This window comes from Marinobacter salsuginis, assembly GCF_009617755.1.
Classification (GTDB): domain Bacteria; phylum Pseudomonadota; class Gammaproteobacteria; order Pseudomonadales; family Oleiphilaceae; genus Marinobacter; species Marinobacter salsuginis.
Map to the genome: position 1 here is coordinate 26,981 of NZ_BGZH01000001.1, position 16,433 is coordinate 43,413.

Below are 16,433 nucleotides of genomic sequence, written 5' to 3' on the forward strand. Positions count from 1 at the left end.
CAACATGCATAAAGCAACGGAATTTCGACTCGAAGCCCATCCCTTGATTCCAGAACCCCTTGAGCGACTGGAAGAACTTGCCAACGATCTGTTCTACAGCTGGGACCATGGCGTCCGTAGTCTGTTCGCCAGGATCGACCTGCGGCTGTGGCAGAAAGTGGAGCACAATCCCAAGCTGTTCCTGCGCCGGGTCGCCCAGGACCGGTTGGACGAAGCATCGGAAGACCGAGCGTTTCTGGCTGAGTATCGCCGGGTTCTGAGCAGTTACGATGCTTACCTCGAAGCCGGCCCCGGCCCGGAAGTCACCGAAAAACTGGATCCGGAGCAGGCTCTGGTGGCCTACTTCTGCGCCGAGTTCGGTTTCCATGAGAGCTTTCCGATTTATTCCGGCGGCCTTGGTATCCTGGCCGGGGACCACTGCAAGGCCGCCAGTGATCTTGCCCTGCCGTTCGTGGCTGTGGGCCTCCTGTACCAGCAGGGCTACTTCATCCAGAGTATCGACGCCCACGGCCAACAGATTGCACGTTACCAGTCCCATTCAAGCGATGAGCTGCCGATAACACCCGTGGAAATGGATGGCCAGGTTCTGAAGGTATCGGTTCCCTTCCCTGGCCGTGATGTGGTCGCAAGGGTCTGGGAGGCTCGGGTTGGTCATATCCGGCTGTACCTGCTGGACAGCAACACCGAGGAAAATAACCCAGAGGATCAGGACCTCACACTCCAGTTGTATGGTGGTGACGAGTCCACCCGCATCAGCCAGGAAATGCTCCTTGGCATCGGCGGAACCCGGGTTCTGGAGGCATTGCATCTGAAGCCGACGGTCTGGCACATCAACGAAGGGCATGCCGCGTTCCAGATCCTCGAACGCTGCCGAAGCACCATGTTGAGTTCGCAACTCGGTTTTGAAGCGGCCCTGGAAGCGGTTGCTGGTGCCACCCTCTTCACCACCCATACGCCTGTACCCGCCGGCCACGATATTTTCCCCAGGGCTCTGGTGCATCATGCCCTTGGCCGCTACCTGGAGGAGTCCGGGCTGGATTTCGAGCAGGTGTTCGCCCTGGGTTCAAAAGATGGCGGCGACAGCTTCAACATGACCAGCCTGGGGCTCCGTGGCTCCCGTTACCACAACGGCGTCAGCCGCATTCACGGAGGCGTCGCGTCGCTGATGGAGGGCGATGTCTGGCCCCAGGTACCACCAGCCGAGAACCCTATCGGTTACATCACCAATGGCGTGCATGTACCCACCTTCCTCGCGCCGGAATGGTCCAGCTTGTTCGATATACAGGCGCCTACCTGGAAAAGCGAGCTAAGGAATCCGGATTTCTGGGAATTTATCGACCAGATTCCGGATTATCACTACTGGAGCGTGCATAAAGCGCTTAAACAGCAAATGGGCGAGTATATTGTCCAGCGCCTGAAGCGCCAGCATAAGCGCAATGGCACCGGCCACTCCGTGACAGACCGGATGACCCGGCAGATTATGTCCTCGGAAAAGGACACGCTGGTTATCGGTTTTGCCAGACGCTTCGCCACTTACAAACGCGCGACGCTGATTTTTTCAGATCTGGAACGGCTTGAGCGGATTCTCACCAATCCGGACAGGCCGGTGGTGCTGGTCTTTGCCGGCAAAGCTCACCCGAAAGACAAGCCTGGCCAGCAACTGATCAAGGTTATCCACGATCTGTCCATGCATCCCTCCCTGATGGGGCACCTTATTCTGCTGGAAGATTATGATCAGGCCATGGCTCGCCGGCTTCTTAGTGGTGTGGATGTCTGGCTGAACACCCCGGAATACCCGAAGGAAGCGAGTGGCACATCCGGTGAAAAAGCCGCCCTGAACGGCGCCCTCAACCTCAGCGTACTCGATGGCTGGTGGGGGGAAGGCTACAACGGCAAGAATGGGTGGGGCATTCCGCCACGAGATACCGAACTGGACCCGGAGTTCCGGAACGAGGAGGAAGCCAGAGACCTGATCGATCTGATCGAGTTGGAGGTGGTGCCCCTGTATTACGATCGGGCATCCCAGGGCTTTTCGAAGGGCTGGGTCAAGCGCTCCAAAGCGTCGATGAAATCCATAACCCCCAGGTTCAATGCCCAGAGGATGGTGATGGACTACGTCAATAACTATTACCACCCCGCCTCCAGTCAGGGCGCGCTCCTGATGGCCGACGGCGGCCGGGTAGCGATTGAACTCGCAAACTGGAAAGCAAGGGTGCGACAGGCTTGGAACGGGGTTGAACTGCGGGTAGTGGGCTGCGTGAAATCCTCATGCCCCCACGATGGCGCCGTGGAACTGCGGGTTGAGGCGGCGCTTAACGGCCTGACCGCGGAGGATGTCCGGGTGGAGTGCCTGGTCAGCCCCGAGTGCACCGGCACCGATGGCAGCCCCGGGCCAAACAGCTTCCTTCTGGAAAAAGAGGGTGAAGAGGACGGCCGAACCCTATTTGCCACCCATGTGCAGCCACCCTACCCTGGCTTGCAGACCCTGAGGCTGAGGATGTATCCATACCATGAGTCGCTGACCCACCCGCTGGAAATGGGCGCCATGCTCTGGGTCTGACCCGGAGCATGGCTGAGCCTCATAGCAGGTGTCGGCGAATGAACCGGCCAATATCCTGTATTTCCTCCAGGCACACGCTGTGTTCCATGGGAAATGTCTGGTACGACGGGTCGTAGCCCATTTCTTTGAGGGTTTCGACACTGCGAACGCCCAGAGACTCCGGCACCATCGGATCGAATGTTCCGTGATACACACTGATCGGCACATCGGCATTTGCCTCTGAACACTGAACCGTCTTGGCGGTGGCAAAGTAGGTGGAGAGCGCCAAAATGCCGCCCAGACGTTCCGGGTAGCTGAGCCCCAGTTCGTAGGCAACCGCCCCACCCTGGGAGAAGCCGGCAATGATGATCCGGTCTGCCGGAACACCTTTCTCCTTTTCGTGCTCCACCAGTCTGGCGACGGCATCGGCAGAGGCCCGCAGTTGTTCGGTATCCACTACCCGGTCAATATCCATTGCCTTGATGTCGTACCAGGCCGGCATGGACATCCCACCGTTAATCGTCACAGGCAGGTTCGGCGCATGGGGAAAGATGAACCGCACCGCGGCATCTTCCGGAAGGCCCAGTTCAGGCACGACCGGCTCGAAGTCGTGGCCACTGGCACCCAGGCCATGAAGCCAGATCACGGCCGCGGTCGGGTTTTCTCCGGTTTCAATCTCGATGTACTGAAGATCCTGCACGATATACCTCTTTTCTGAAAATTGGGTGCCGAATTACTCGGAATGGCCGGATTTTTCGGAATTGGCCTCAAGCGCGGTAACTACCGGATTGGCATACATATCCAGTAGATAGGGCCGGATGGCCGGATCGCAGGCTTCCAGGCGCCGCTCCATCTCCGCCTCGGCCGCTTCCATCTCCGCCGGTGACCAGGTTTCGGCGGTGACCACCGCATCGCTGACGGTATCAGGCGTGTCGTGAGCCTGGGGATGAAGGCCGCGTTGCTGGTAGGCCACCAGGTTCGAGGCATGCAGGTGGTAGTTCGCATGCATCTCGCGGTCTATACGCTGGGCCAGATCCTTGGGGTTATCAGGTGAATCATGAATGGGCGCGCCGAAGTGCACATGCACGTGCCCCTTGAATCCGGTCAAACCTTTCATGATCTGCTCGGTGTCCTCGCCCTCACGCTTGATGTATTTGCCGGTTCTGGCGCGGGTTTCCAGTTCCTGAGCCTTGTCGGCATCGCATGGGTCGTACTCATAGGCGATGGAAACCGGCACGATGTGCAGCCGGCTCATGGCCTCGCCAAAATCCAACCCGCTCTTCTTACGGCTCATGTAGAACATCTTGATGATGGCCGGATCGGTGAAATCAAGGCCGTCCTTCGCCCTGCCTTCCCGTTGGGCAATCCAGATACTGTGGTTGGTATCAATGCTGTGGTTGATGAAGCCGGAGAGTGTGATGTAGGCATCGCGCATCTCCCGCGGGCTGGTCATGCTACGACGTACCACAAAGCTCTTGTTCAGCCGCATCATTTCGGCGAACACACGGTTTGCCAGCAGATTGTCGCCTATGGCAATTCGGGTGGTGTGGAAGCCGTTTTGAAACAGCAGGTAGTTCACCACCATGGGGTCAAACACGATGTCCCGGTGGTTTGAAATGAACAGATAGGCGCCGTGTTTATCGAGTTTATCCAGGCCGCTGGTTGTCACTCGTGTGGTGGTGCTGTCGACCAGTTCACCAACGTAGCCGGAAAGCCCAGCCTGGAGATCATCAACACGCGTATAGCGACCAAAATGGCTGGTGAGCCATCGGCGGGTAAACACACGCAACATGGCCGGTGCCCAGCGTGCCAGTGTCGGAGACTTGAAGCGACCGACCATATCCAGAAATTCCCGGTCGTTGACCAGGCGGTTAATAGCAGCGCCGGTTTCTTCGTCCGAATACGGACGGATGGCATCAAATTCCTGCATGGAAGCCCTGTTATTATCAGTGTCTGTCACAGTATGGCGTGAAACGGTGGTTCAAAAACGCGGTATTGTAGCGTTTCTTACACTGCTTTGCCTCCATCTGGCACACGGGTTTGCTGGCCAACCCTCAGGGTTAATCTGGTATCATTGCCCACCGTGCCGACCCCGGCTTTCCACCCGTCTCAATAAAGCGGCTCCACGTCGACGAACCGGTTACCCTATGTATCTTGATCAGGACTTCGAACAGCTTTCCACCGAGCGGCCCACCACCTCGGGAAGGGATCCGGAACAGGTGCTGCACGAAGTCTTCGGCTACGAATCGTTCCGGCCGCTGCAGGGTGACATCATCCGGGAAGTGTCGGAAGGCCGCGACGCCCTGGTGCTTATGCCAACGGGCGGGGGTAAATCCCTGTGTTACCAGGTGCCGGCACTGGTTCGCTCTGGCACGGCGATTGTGATATCCCCGCTAATCGCCCTGATGCAGGATCAGGTGGCAGCGCTCAAGGAGCTCGGGGTAAGAGCTGCGTTCCTCAACTCAACCATGGATTTCGAGCAGGCCCGAGCCACCGAGTACGCGCTGATGACCGGTGAGCTGGACCTGCTGTACTGCGCGCCGGAGAGGCTGATTCAACCTCGCACGATTGAACTGCTTCATGATGCCTCGATCTCGTTGTTCGCCATAGATGAAGCCCACTGTGTGTCCCAATGGGGCCACGACTTCCGGTCCGATTACCTGCAGCTGAGCATGCTGAGTGAGCAGTTTCCCGGCGTGCCCCGCATTGCGCTGACCGCAACAGCCGACGAGCGGACACGCAAGGAGATCGCGGAACGTTTGTCGCTGACCGGGGCAAGACACTTCGTCAGTGGCTTCGATCGCCCGAACATTCAATACCGAATTGCACCAAAAACAAACGCAAACAAACAGTTATTGGATTTTATTAAAGCCGAGCATGAGGGCGACTGCGGCATTGTGTACTGCCTGTCCCGCAACAAGGTTGACGCTACCGCGAAAACCCTCGCCCAGAAAGGCTACACCGCTCTGCCCTACCATGCCGGCCTGTCCTCGGAGCAACGCGCCCATCATCAGGAACGCTTTCTGCGAGAAGATGGCGTGATCATTGTTGCCACTATTGCGTTCGGCATGGGAATCGATAAACCCGACGTGCGCTTCGTCGCTCATCTGGATCTCCCAAAGAGCCTTGAAGCCTATTACCAGGAAACCGGCCGCGCCGGACGGGACGGCAAGCCTTCGACGGCCTGGATGGTGTATGGCTTGCAGGATGTGATCAAACTGCGGCAAATGCTGGAAAGTTCCCAGGGCAACGACCATTTCAAACGGGTTGAGCGCCAGAAGCTCGACGCCATGCTGGGTCTCTGCGAGGTCACCAGTTGCCGTCGTCAGGTGTTGCTGCGCTATTTCGGGGACGAACTCGATCAGCCTTGCGGCAATTGCGACACCTGCCTGAATCCTCCGGAAACCTGGGATGGAACAGTGGCCGTCCAGAAAGCGCTGTCCTGTGTGTTCCGCACCGGGCAACGCTTCGGTGTGACCTACCTGATCGACGTACTCCGTGGCTCAGAGAACGAGCGGATTCTACAGGCCGGTCATCATCAGGTTTCCACCTACGGCATTGGCACAGAGCTCAGCGCCAACGAATGGAAATCTGTATTCCGCCAACTGGTCGCCAACGGCTATTTGCGGGCAGATCCGGAGGGTTACGGCGCACTTCAACTTACAGAAGAATGCCGCCCGCTGCTGAAAGGCCGGCAAACCATTGAGCTGCGTAAGGATCCGGTGGTCAAGAAGGCAGCAGGCCGGGCCTCCGGTGGCCGCTCAAGCGCTCCGGTTAAAGACCAGATAACGGATCAGGCCGGCTGGGACGCCCTGCGGGCCTGCCGCAAGGAGTTGGCTGACAAACAGGGCGTGCCTCCTTACGTTATCTTCCATGACACGACCCTGTTCGGAATGCTTGAACGCAAGCCCCGCACCCTTGAAGAGCTGGCCGAAGTCAGCGGTGTGGGTGCCGCCAAGCTTGAAAAATACGGCGAGATCTTTCTGGAAGCCATTGCCGGCCTTGATCCGGCCTGATCTTCAGGCCTCTGCTTTAAAGCCTTTCTTACGTACCCGGTAATGAGCAATGGAGGTAGCCACATGGTTGCCCTCCTCGTCTTTCAGTGTCCCCTCCAGGGTGAACTTGGCCCGGCCGGTTTCGTCGGCGTCTGCAAGGATGCCTGCCACGGTTTCCGGCGGAAGCGTGAACTCCACTGTGACATCGCTATTTGCCGGTTGCAGGAATTGCAGGGTCATTTCCTTGAGGATCGGGGTGTACGCAGGGCCCAGGTCAAACAGCGTCAGGACGCCACCCGGGATTTCCGCCACCAGAAAATAGGCGCCGGCATACAAGCTTCCAAAGTGGTTCTTGTTGCCTTTGAGCCGGATTCTCGCCCGCACATAGCCCGGCCGCACTTCTTCCACACTGAAGTTGTTCCGCGGCGCAAAGGGTATGGACAGGCCTATGATCTTGTTTACCGCCGCATAACCGCCGGTTTTCTTTAGCCAGGCCAGCGGACTGGCCAAGGTGGCCTTTGGGTCTGTGCTGGCGACCCACTGGCCAGTGGCGCCGATAAGGTTGTCGATAATTGCCATTCACTCGCTCCGAATTCTTGGTCGAAGCCGATGATTACAATGGTCTCTGGCAGCCGCAAGAATCTTTTACAATTTTTTTGGACATCGTCTGATTTATTTTTGAATTTATGTTCTAAAGTGAGGGTGGCTGCCTGAATTACGGCTGCTTTTTTGCCGGTTTTTCCAGTATTAAGAAAGGATTTCTGATTTGGAATGTTCTCTGCCCGCCTTCAGGAACTTGTTCCGGTTGCCCAAACTGGCCATCTTCCTCGCTCTGCTCGGTCTGTGCCTTGAAGTGGCCCCCATCGCAGCCTCAACCTCAACGTCCGGCATTACGGGGGCAGCCAGTCGTGACTATGTTCTCTGGTACAGGAATTATGACAGCCCGGCTATTCGTGCGCTTGTCGAGCTTGCATTAGAGAAAACGCCGGAATATGGCGACTCCCGGGTTATTCGCAGTGAAGAACTGAGTCAGGGGCGCGTGCTCCGCGAACTGGCAGATGGCCAGTCTCGCCTGGTTGATATCGCCAATGTAGCCACCTCGGCCGAGCGGGAAGAGTTTCTGACCGCGATTCCTTTCCCGGTTGATGGTGGCCTTCTGGGCTTTCGCGTCTGCGTGGTGTTGCCGCAATCTCTGCCCAAGTTCGCCGACATAAAGAATCTGGATGACTTTCGAGCCAGCCAGATCTGGATCGGTCAGGGCTCACACTGGCCAGACACGCCGGTGCTGGAGGCAAATGGTATTCCGGTGGTGACGCACTCGCGATACGAAATACTGTTCGGGATGCTCCGTAACGAACGCTTTGATTGTTTCGCCCGCGGCGTGAGTGAGGTCCTGTACGATCTGGAAATGGAGCAGGATCCCAATCTGGTGATTGAGCCCAATCTCCTGATCGCCTACCCCATGCCGTCCTATCTGTTCGTTGGCCCAGACGACCAGGAGACCGCTCATCGCCTGCAGCTCGGCATTGAGCGCGCCATCCATGATGGGAGTTTCAGCGAGTTCCTGAAGCGCTACTACTCCCGTGCTGTCAAGGAGCTCAACCTGAGCCAACGCCGGGTAATTGCCCTCGAGAACCCGTACCTGAGTGAGGAATCCCGATACATAGGGCGCAGCACCCTTGAGAATCTGCGCCGGCGCCTCGAGATCCTCAGCCGCTAGGTTTTCCTGCTATACCCGGAACCGGGAGACGTTCTGGTTCAGGGCCTTGCCAATGCTCTCTATCTGCCCGCTGTAAACGTCATTTTCCGTGGCTGCGGCGGCCGCTTCCTGCCCCTGATCCGCGATTCTCGTAATCGACGAGTTTAGCTCTTCGGTCACCGACGTCTGCTCTTCGGAGGCCGTGGCAATCTGCGACGTCATCTGGCTGATCGAGGTAATGGCTTCGGCAATCCGGTTCAGGGCCTCCATGGCATCCTGGGCTTTTTCCATGCTGACACTGGAAACCGCAGTTGACGCTTTCATTACATCAACCGCATCGTTAGCGCCTTTCTGCAGACGCTCGATCATATTGTTGATTTCCTCGGTGCTGGATTGGGTGCGTTGGGCAAGGTTGCGCACCTCGTCGGCCACCACCGCAAAGCCCCGCCCTGCCTCGCCGGCCCGTGCGGCTTCAATAGCAGCATTCAGCGCAAGCAGGTTGGTTTGTTCGGCAATGCCCTGAATCACTTCCAGGACAGTCGTGATTGAAGCGACATCCTTGCCGAGTGTGTCGATGACTTCAGCCGCCGCGTTGACCTCCCTCGAGAGCTTCTGCACCGCATCCCGGGAGGCGGCGACGGTCTCAAGCGATGCCCGGCTGTCGCCGTCGGCAGTATTGGCGGCGTCGGCTGTCTGTTGGGCGTTCTGTGCGATTTCGCCTGCGGCCGCCGACATTTCGTTGATGGCGGTGGCCACCATGTCGATCTCGACCTGCTGGCTCTCCACGCTTGAACGGCTGGTGCTGGCTGTGTCTCTCAGGGAGCTGACATTCTGGCCCAGCTCCGCACTGCCCTGCTGTACGTCCCGGACGACGTTCTGGATATTCTCGACAAACCGGTTGAAGCTTCTGGCCAGCTCACCAAATTCGTCTTTTGCACTGTCGTCAAGGCGCTGGGTCAGATCTGCATCGCCGCTACCGATGTCTCCCATGGCTTTGTTCAGACGACGAACAGGCGCCATAAGCACCTTGATGCCCAGATGCAGAATGACCAGTGAAACGATCAGGCCAATGACTGCCATGATCAGACCGGTCATGCGGGCACTCTGAACCGGCGCGTTGATCTTGTCTGCATTCACAAAAGTGCCCAGATACCACTCCACGCCGCGGGCATCGCTGATTGGATGGAAGCTGGCCTCCCAGTTCCCCTCTTCATTGTTATATTCGTGGGCAGCTCCGCCGAGGTCCGGGCTGCCGCCAATCAAAGCATTGATGTTCTTGCCCACAAGCGCCTGCTGAGGGTGGAACAGAACGGTTCCGCGTTCGTTGATCAAGGCTGCGTAGCCGGTATCCGCCAGGGTTACAGTAGAAAGGGTTTCCGCGATAGCGCCCAGACCGATATCTGCGCCGGCCACGCCTTCGTAGTCACCGCGCTTCACAGGCGCAAGCGTGGAGATAATCATGTCGTTGGTGCTGGCATCCTGGTACGGTTCGGTAAATGAGGCGCTTCCAAGGCTCATGGCCTTCTTGTACCAGGGACGTTCGCGGGGGTCGTAATCAGACGGCAGGGTTGCATTGGCTTCCGGCGATTTCATCAGCATGTAGCCGTCGGTGCGGCCCACATACACATCGCGAAACCCTCCACCGGTCGTAATGGCCTGGAGCACAACACGCGCCTCTTCATCATTCTTGGCGCTTTCCAACGCTTTGGCAGTGGCTTCGGTCATCACCAGCCGGGTATTGAGCCATTCGGCAATGCTTGAGGTGCTTTGCTGCACTGTGTCGTCAATCAGCGCGTCTACATAGGTTTTCGTGGTGTTCTGCAGCCGTAAATCGCCAGAGAGGGTGAAAGCCCCCATAACCAAAAGCAACAGAATACCGAAAGCAGTCAGGAGCTTTTGCCCGAATGTCAGCTGCACGGTCAAATCCTCAGCAATGAAAATTGATATTCGTTAATTTGTCTTTCGGCCTGCGGTGCGAAGTCTTTAGCGGCTTCTGTTAAACTTTCTAAGTATTGACGCAAATGCCGAGCTTGTCCTACTCCATAACGAACGGGAGCCGAACTGAATGGCCCATGAAGAACTGCACCTCAACCTCCGGAACCTGAAGCTTGAAGATTACGAACAGCTTCAAAAGCTTATGGACCGCGTTTACGACGACATCGGAGGCGCCTGGCCCAAGGACACGATCAAAGCTCTGGTGGAACAGTTTCCAGACGGCCAGATCTGCATTGAGGAAAGTGGCCAGCTGGTAGCAGTTGCGCTGACGGTTTCCGTAAAATACGACCGATTCAGCAACCCCCATACCTACGATGACCTGATCCTTCGCAACGAGAAGATCTGGCACAACGCCAATGGCGATTCGCTTTACGGTCTGGATGTTTTTATTCACCCGGATTACCGGGGTTACCGGCTCGGGCGTCGTCTCTATGAGGCCCGGAAAGAACTCTGCCGCTCCATGAACCTCAGGGGCATCCTGGCTGGCGGCCGCATACCCAACTACTTCAAGTATGCCGAGCAGTATTCCCCCGAGGAGTACATCCAGCGCGTGGATCGCAAGGAAATCTACGATCCGATCCTGAGCTTCCAGCTTTCCAATGATTTCCAGGTCACCCGGCTGATGCATAAATACCTGCCGGAGGATGAGAAATCGATGGGCTACGCCACCCTGTTGGAGTGGCGCAACATCCTTTACACCCCGCCTTCTCCGGTCCTCAGCGTCAAGAAGACGCAGGTGAGGCTTGGTGCCGTGCAGTGGCAGATGCGGGAATTCACCTCCGTTGAAGAAGTTCTAAAGCAGGTGGAATACTTCGTGGATGCGCTGTCTGATTACAAGAGTGACTTCGCTATCTTCCCGGAATTCTTCAACGCGCCGCTGATGGGGCTTACGGACCAGATGGACCAGACCCGCGCCATTCGCTTCCTCGCCGGGTTTACCCAGCAGTTCAAGGAAGAAATGTCTGAAATGGCGGTGAGCTACAACATCAACATCATCACGGGCTCCATGCCGTTGATCGAAAATGACCGGGTGTACAACGTTTCCTATCTCTGCCACCGGGATGGCCGAGTGGACGAGCAGCGCAAGGTTCACATTACGCCCCATGAACGGCGCGACTGGGTTATTGAAGGTGGTAACCAGTTCGAGGTCTTTGAAACCGACGCCGGCCGGGTCGCTATCATGATCTGCTACGACATAGAATTCCCGGAGCTGGGGCGAATTGCTGCCAGCCAGGAAGTCGATATCATCATGGTGCCCTTCTGGACCGATACCAAGAATGGCTACTTGCGGGTTCGCCAGTGTGCACAGGCGCGGGCGATCGAAAACGAGTGTTATGTCGTAATCACCGGCAGCGTGGGCAACTTGCCGAAAGTCGAGAACCTGGACGTCCAGTACGCGCAGTCCTCCGTATTCTCGCCATCGGATTTCGCCTTCCCCCACGATGCGGTGATGGCCGAAACCACGCCCAATACGGAGATGATCATGTTCTCCGATATGGACCTGGAAAAGTTGAAGCTGGTTCGCAACGAGGGGTCTGTCACTAACCTGAAAGATCGCCGCGTTGATATGTACGAGCTGAAAACAAAGTAAACTGGCCTGATCTGCCGTAAAAGATTGTTAAAAAACTGCCTTAGCGGTGGAGCGTATGGCACTGATGGCGTTGCAAAACCAAAGTCCAGTGTCTATTGTTTAATCAATATCCAGCCTGTCTCCCCATGAGACAGGTTGCTGTGGATACGGACATCACCAGAGAAGTTGATTCATGAACGAAGCATTGCCGGATCTTGTCGCCCGATTTCGAATCAGACAGGGCCTTTTTCGAAAGGAACTTGTCGAGGCAGCCCTCTACGAACTGGACGGCTATGGATGCGTGATGAAAACCGACAAGGTGTTCAACCCCGGTGATACCGTGGTGCTGGATCTCGTGATGGACATGCCGTTTGACAAGATCCGTGCGGAAGGTCTGTCCGGGCTGGTCACCGAACGCAGAAAACACTGCAGCAATTTCTTCTACTCCATCGATTTCGTGGAACTCGACTCCAACGGTGGCTCGTCCCTGGCGGAGAAGCTTCGCAGAATTCGGGAAGTGGTATCCAAAAAGCAGTCACTCAAGTCACGTCGTTCCCCAGGCTCCATTTCCGGTTTCCGGCAAATGGCCTGATTCTGATTTTTCGTTGAAACCTGTCCGTAAGGAGACAATCCATGGCGAAGAAAGCCAAACAGAACGTTGATAAGATCGTGAAGAAGGTCAACAAGGAGTTCGAAAAGACCTCCGCCCAGATCGAAGGTCTGGTGAACGATGCACTGAAGCAGTTCGACAGTCTGCAGAATCAGGTTCAGGAGCCAGTACGCAAACTGCTCAAGGAAATTGACGAACTTCGCGACCGTGAGATGAAGCGTTTCCACGAAGAGTTTGAACGCCGCCTTGACGAATTTCACGAACTTCAGAGCAGTATTCTTGAACGTCTGGGTGTTGCCTCCAAGGAGGCGGGCAAGGAAGTGAAGAAACTCACCGACGAAGTGAGCAAAGAAGCCGGCTCCGCCGCTAAAAAAGCAGCCCCGAAGAAAGCCGCCAAACCGGCCGCCAAAGCAAAAGCCGCTGCCAGCAAGCCTGCTGCCAAAAAGCCGGCTGCCAAGAAACCTGCCGCCAGGAAAGCGCCTGCGGCCAAAGCGGCCAAGCCGGTGGACAAGAGCGACCTGACACTGGTCAAAGGCATTGGTCCTGCCACTGCCAAGAAGATGAAGGACGCTGGAATCACTTCCATCGACCAGATCGCAAATCCTTCTGCAGCAGACCAGGAAAAGCTGAAGGCTTTCTCCAACGTCAAGGGATACAGCCAATTTACAGCTGAAGCCAAGAAAATCAGCTAATGCGAACGCCTGACCAGCCTGTATTACGGGACATTGTCCTGATTGGCGGCGGGCACAGCCACGTCGGGGTACTCAAACGGTTCGCCATGAACCCGGTCCCCGGCGTGCGCCTGACCCTCATCTGCCGCGACACCCACACCCCCTATTCCGGCATGTTGCCTGGCTATGTGGCCGGCCACTACAGCTACGATGATGTCCATATAGATCTGAGCCGCCTGGCAGAATACGCCGGTGCGCGCTTTTATCGTGCCGAAGCCATGGGCATCGACCGGGAACGCAAGCGGGTTATCTGTCGGGGGCGCCCGGACGTACCCTACGATATTCTTTCCATCAACATTGGTTCCTCGCCGCGGGTTAACGAAGTGGAAGGCGCCTCCGATCATGCCGTGCCGGTGAAGCCGATTACCGGTTTCAACAACCGCTGGCTTGCGCTGCTCTCCCGGATCGAGAACCACGAAGGCCCCCTGACGGTGGCGGTTGTCGGAGCGGGTGCCGGTGGTGTTGAGCTCACCCTGGCAATGCAGTTCCGGCTCAAGAACGAATTGAAACAGCGTGGCAAAGACCCTGGGCAGCTCCATTTCCACCTGTTTGACGCAGCAAGCGAAATCCTGCCCACTCACAATCCGAAGGTTCGCGAGGTTTTCCGCAGGACGCTGGCGGAACGCGGTGTGAAGGTGCACCTGGGGTCCCCGGTAAGCAAGGTTCAGGAAGGGCTATTGATCACCGAATCCGGTGAAACCCTGCAAACCGACGAAGTGCTCTGGGTAACGCGGGCTGGCGGACCGGAGTGGTTGAAGGATACTGGCCTCGCCCTGGATGACGGACTGTTCCTCCGTGTGCGGGATACCTTGCAGGTGGAAAACGACGACAGCATTTTCGCTGCCGGCGACATCGCCAATGTACTGAACCATCCCCGGGAGAAAGCGGGTGTGTTCGCGGTAAGGCAAGGCCCACCGCTGGCTGACAACCTCAAGCGCCTGGCGACTGGCAAGGATCCAAAGGATTTCTACCCCCAGAAAAAATGGCTGGCGCTGATCAGCACCGGCGATAAATACGCGGTTGCTTCCCGTGGGGATACCCAGTTCGACGGCGCCTGGGTGTGGCGATGGAAGGACTGGATCGATCGCCGGTTCATGAAAAAGTTCAACGATCTCCCTCCCATGGAGGAAGAATCCAAATTGCCGGATACCGCGGCGGCCCAGAATGCCGAGGAGGCTTCCCAGGCAATCTCAGCCGTTGCCATGCGATGCGGGGGTTGTGGTGCCAAGGTGGGCAGTACAGTGCTTTCGCGGGCCCTGGGGGAACTCAAGCCCATTGAACGCGACGATATCCTCATCGGCCTTCACGCCCCGGACGATGCAGCCGTCCTGAAGGTACCGCCGGGCAAAGCCGTGGTTCACACGGTGGATTTCTTCCGCGCATTTATCGACGATCCCTACATCTTCGGTAAAGTCGCTGCGAATCATAGCCTGGGTGACGTGTTTGCCATGGGCGCCGAGGCACAAAGTGCTACCGCTGTTGCTACCGTGCCCTACGGCATTGAATCCAAGGTGGAGGACGTGGTCTACCAGATGATGTCCGGTGCCGTGGAAGTGCTGAACGAAGCCGGTTGTGCCCTTGTTGGCGGGCATACCGGTGAAGGCAAGGAACTGGCCCTGGGCTTTGCGGTTAACGGCCTGATCGACCCGGAAGAGGTCATGAGCAAAGGTGGCCTGAAAGCCGGAGACGCTCTGATCCTCACCAAGCCCATCGGCACGGGTACCCTGTTCGCTGCTCACGCAAAGCTGGCTGCGAAAGGCCGGTGGATCGACTCTGCCCTCGCCTCCATGGTGCAATCCAACAAGGCCGCGGCAGACTGTCTCCGTAAGTTTGGCTCCAAAGCGTGCACGGACGTGACCGGGTTCGGCCTGCTTGGGCATCTGGTTGAAATGACCAAACCTTCGGGCGTCGATGCCGAGCTGGACCTGTCTGCCATACCGATTCTTCCGGGCGCCGAGGAGACCGCAGCCGCCGGGATCCTCAGCTCCCTGCAACCGGCCAATATCCGCTTGCGCCGGGGGATCCGGGATCAGGGAAAGTGGGTTAACCACGCAAGGTATCCGCTGATCTTTGATCCGCAAACCGCGGGAGGGCTACTGGCAAGTGTTGCGGCAGACAAAGCCGAGGAATGTGTGCGGGAGCTAAAGGCCCTGGGCTACCCACATACTGCAGTCATCGGCCGCATCACCGCTCAGGATGAATCGGGGCCCATCGAGCCCATTTCCCTGCGGGATTAACACCTCTCTGAGCAGCGCTGCATCGCCAGTTGTAGCGCCTGCTCCAGGGATGCCTGCTCCTTTTCTGGAAGAAAACGCTCTGCCAGCTTTCCAACCTGTTGCGCCAAAGTGGCCAGAAACCCGGGATCGGTCTCGGCTCGATTCAGCAGCTCGGCCAGTGCCTCCTCGTTGCCAACCGGGAAATATCCACCATAGTCCGGCCCCAACAAACCGACGTTGCCCGGAATATCGGATGCCAAAACCGGTAAGCCAGCCCGACAGGCCTCGGATACCACGTTTGCCCCGCCTTCCATGATGGAGCTGATCACCATCACCTGGCTGTTTACCATCAACTGCCGGGTGTCGGCCTGATCCAACTCTCCGAGCCAACGGAAGCGAGGGTTCTCGGCCATTTCCCGCTCTGCTTTGCGTTGCCACTCGTCGTTGTGAGCCTTGCCGGCGCAGACAACCTCGATCCGCGAGTACCCTGGCAGGAGCCGCGCAGCATAGGCCGCCCGGAGAGAGTCCTTTTCGTGCCGCAAATGACCGATTACACACACGCCGAACCGGTTGCTCTTGGAGTCCATTTCCGGTTCTGGAAAGGACTCTGGACCCTCGGCTGACTGATACAGCGTTACCAGTTTCTCCGCCAGACCGGCCGGTATGTCGTCGGCTACCAGACCGTGCAGTCCGATGAGCGCATCCGCCACGTTCATGGAATAGAGGGTTTGTTCAGGATACTCGTGCTGGTGGTGATAGATATCCGTACCAGTCAGCGCCACTATGAGTGGCTTTTCGGGCCACGTTTCACGGAACCGCCGGATGGCACCAGCGCTGCGCCAGGCATGCAACGCTATCAGGGCATCACAGGGCTCACCGTCGTATTCAGTAACCACACGTACGGAATGACCGGCATTTGCCAGCAGGGTTTTCCAGCGCTCAGCCGTTGCCCGGTTCCCTGCTTTCGATCCCGGCTTCGCCGGTGTAACCAAGATTAAACGCATTCTAATCGCCTGAATTGGTCGGCCGTCTTGAGCCATTTGAAAACGTATGCCGTATAGCTGTTCAGAGTTTACGT

The 16,433-nt window shown here is 57.3% G+C and carries 12 protein-coding genes; 7 read left to right on the top strand and 5 right to left on the bottom strand.

What is annotated here, in order from left to right:
- Positions 1-4: 4 nt before the first annotated feature.
- Positions 5-2,560 carry an alpha-glucan family phosphorylase gene (glgP, locus tag GJU83_RS00115; RefSeq protein ID WP_174804996.1) on the top strand — a complete coding sequence of 852 codons (2,556 nt, stop codon included), beginning with the start codon at positions 5-7 and terminating at the stop codon, positions 2,558-2,560.
- Positions 2,561-2,579: 19 nt separating this feature from the next.
- On the opposite strand, the gene GJU83_RS00120 is transcribed toward glgP, so the two are convergent.
- Both GJU83_RS00120 and GJU83_RS00125 read right to left on the bottom strand, forming a co-directional pair.
- Complete coding sequence (locus GJU83_RS00120; protein ID WP_069183633.1) at positions 2,580-3,239, bottom strand: alpha/beta hydrolase; 660 nt, start codon at positions 3,237-3,239, stop codon at positions 2,580-2,582.
- 33 nt (positions 3,240-3,272) lie between these two features.
- Entirely contained in the window at positions 3,273-4,469 is a 1,197-nt protein-coding gene (locus GJU83_RS00125) for a 1-acyl-sn-glycerol-3-phosphate acyltransferase (RefSeq protein WP_153633455.1), read from the bottom strand.
- 217 nt (positions 4,470-4,686) lie between these two features.
- On the opposite strand from GJU83_RS00125, the gene recQ reads away from it, so the two are divergent.
- A complete protein-coding gene (gene recQ / locus GJU83_RS00130; protein ID WP_069183631.1) occupies positions 4,687-6,555 on the top strand; it encodes a DNA helicase RecQ in 1,869 nt (622 codons plus the stop codon).
- 3 nt (positions 6,556-6,558) lie between these two features.
- Here the strand turns inward: recQ and GJU83_RS00135 are convergent, their stop codons facing one another.
- On the bottom strand, positions 6,559-7,113 hold the full coding sequence (locus GJU83_RS00135) for a PaaI family thioesterase (protein WP_069183630.1): 555 nt from the start codon (positions 7,111-7,113) through the stop codon (positions 6,559-6,561).
- A 226-nt stretch (positions 7,114-7,339) separates the two neighbouring features.
- On the opposite strand from GJU83_RS00135, the gene GJU83_RS00140 reads away from it, so the two are divergent.
- Positions 7,340-8,254, top strand: a complete 915-nt coding sequence (locus GJU83_RS00140) for a transporter substrate-binding domain-containing protein (protein ID WP_141697203.1) — start codon at positions 7,340-7,342, stop codon at positions 8,252-8,254.
- Between the two features lie 9 nt (positions 8,255-8,263).
- Here GJU83_RS00140 and GJU83_RS00145 read toward each other — a convergent pair whose 3' ends face one another.
- The gene (locus tag GJU83_RS00145; RefSeq protein WP_153633456.1) at positions 8,264-10,150 is read right to left on the bottom strand and encodes a methyl-accepting chemotaxis protein; all 1,887 of its coding nucleotides are present in this window, start codon (positions 10,148-10,150) and stop codon (positions 8,264-8,266) included.
- 148 nt (positions 10,151-10,298) lie between these two features.
- On the opposite strand from GJU83_RS00145, the gene GJU83_RS00150 reads away from it, so the two are divergent.
- From GJU83_RS00150 to selD, 4 genes are all read left to right on the top strand, one after another.
- On the top strand, positions 10,299-11,819 hold the full coding sequence (locus GJU83_RS00150) for a bifunctional GNAT family N-acetyltransferase/carbon-nitrogen hydrolase family protein (RefSeq protein ID WP_069183627.1): 1,521 nt from the start codon (positions 10,299-10,301) through the stop codon (positions 11,817-11,819).
- A 172-nt stretch (positions 11,820-11,991) separates the two neighbouring features.
- Positions 11,992-12,390 (top strand): hypothetical protein, encoded by a 399-nt coding sequence (locus GJU83_RS00155; RefSeq protein WP_069183626.1) that lies wholly within the window; start codon positions 11,992-11,994, stop codon positions 12,388-12,390.
- A 41-nt stretch (positions 12,391-12,431) separates the two neighbouring features.
- Positions 12,432-13,100 carry a helix-hairpin-helix domain-containing protein gene (locus GJU83_RS00160; protein ID WP_153633457.1) on the top strand — a complete coding sequence of 223 codons (669 nt, stop codon included), beginning with the start codon at positions 12,432-12,434 and terminating at the stop codon, positions 13,098-13,100.
- A complete protein-coding gene (selD, locus tag GJU83_RS00165; RefSeq protein ID WP_153633458.1) occupies positions 13,100-15,376 on the top strand; it encodes a slr1591 family oxidoreductase in 2,277 nt (758 codons plus the stop codon). Before GJU83_RS00160 ends, selD begins: the two co-directional genes overlap by 1 nt.
- On the opposite strand, the gene senB is transcribed toward selD, so the two are convergent.
- Positions 15,373-16,359, bottom strand: coding sequence for a selenoneine biosynthesis selenosugar synthase SenB (gene senB / locus GJU83_RS00170; protein ID WP_153633459.1), 987 nt, complete (start codon positions 16,357-16,359; stop codon positions 15,373-15,375). The genes selD and senB overlap by 4 nt on opposite strands.
- Positions 16,360-16,433: the final 74 nt, after the last annotated feature.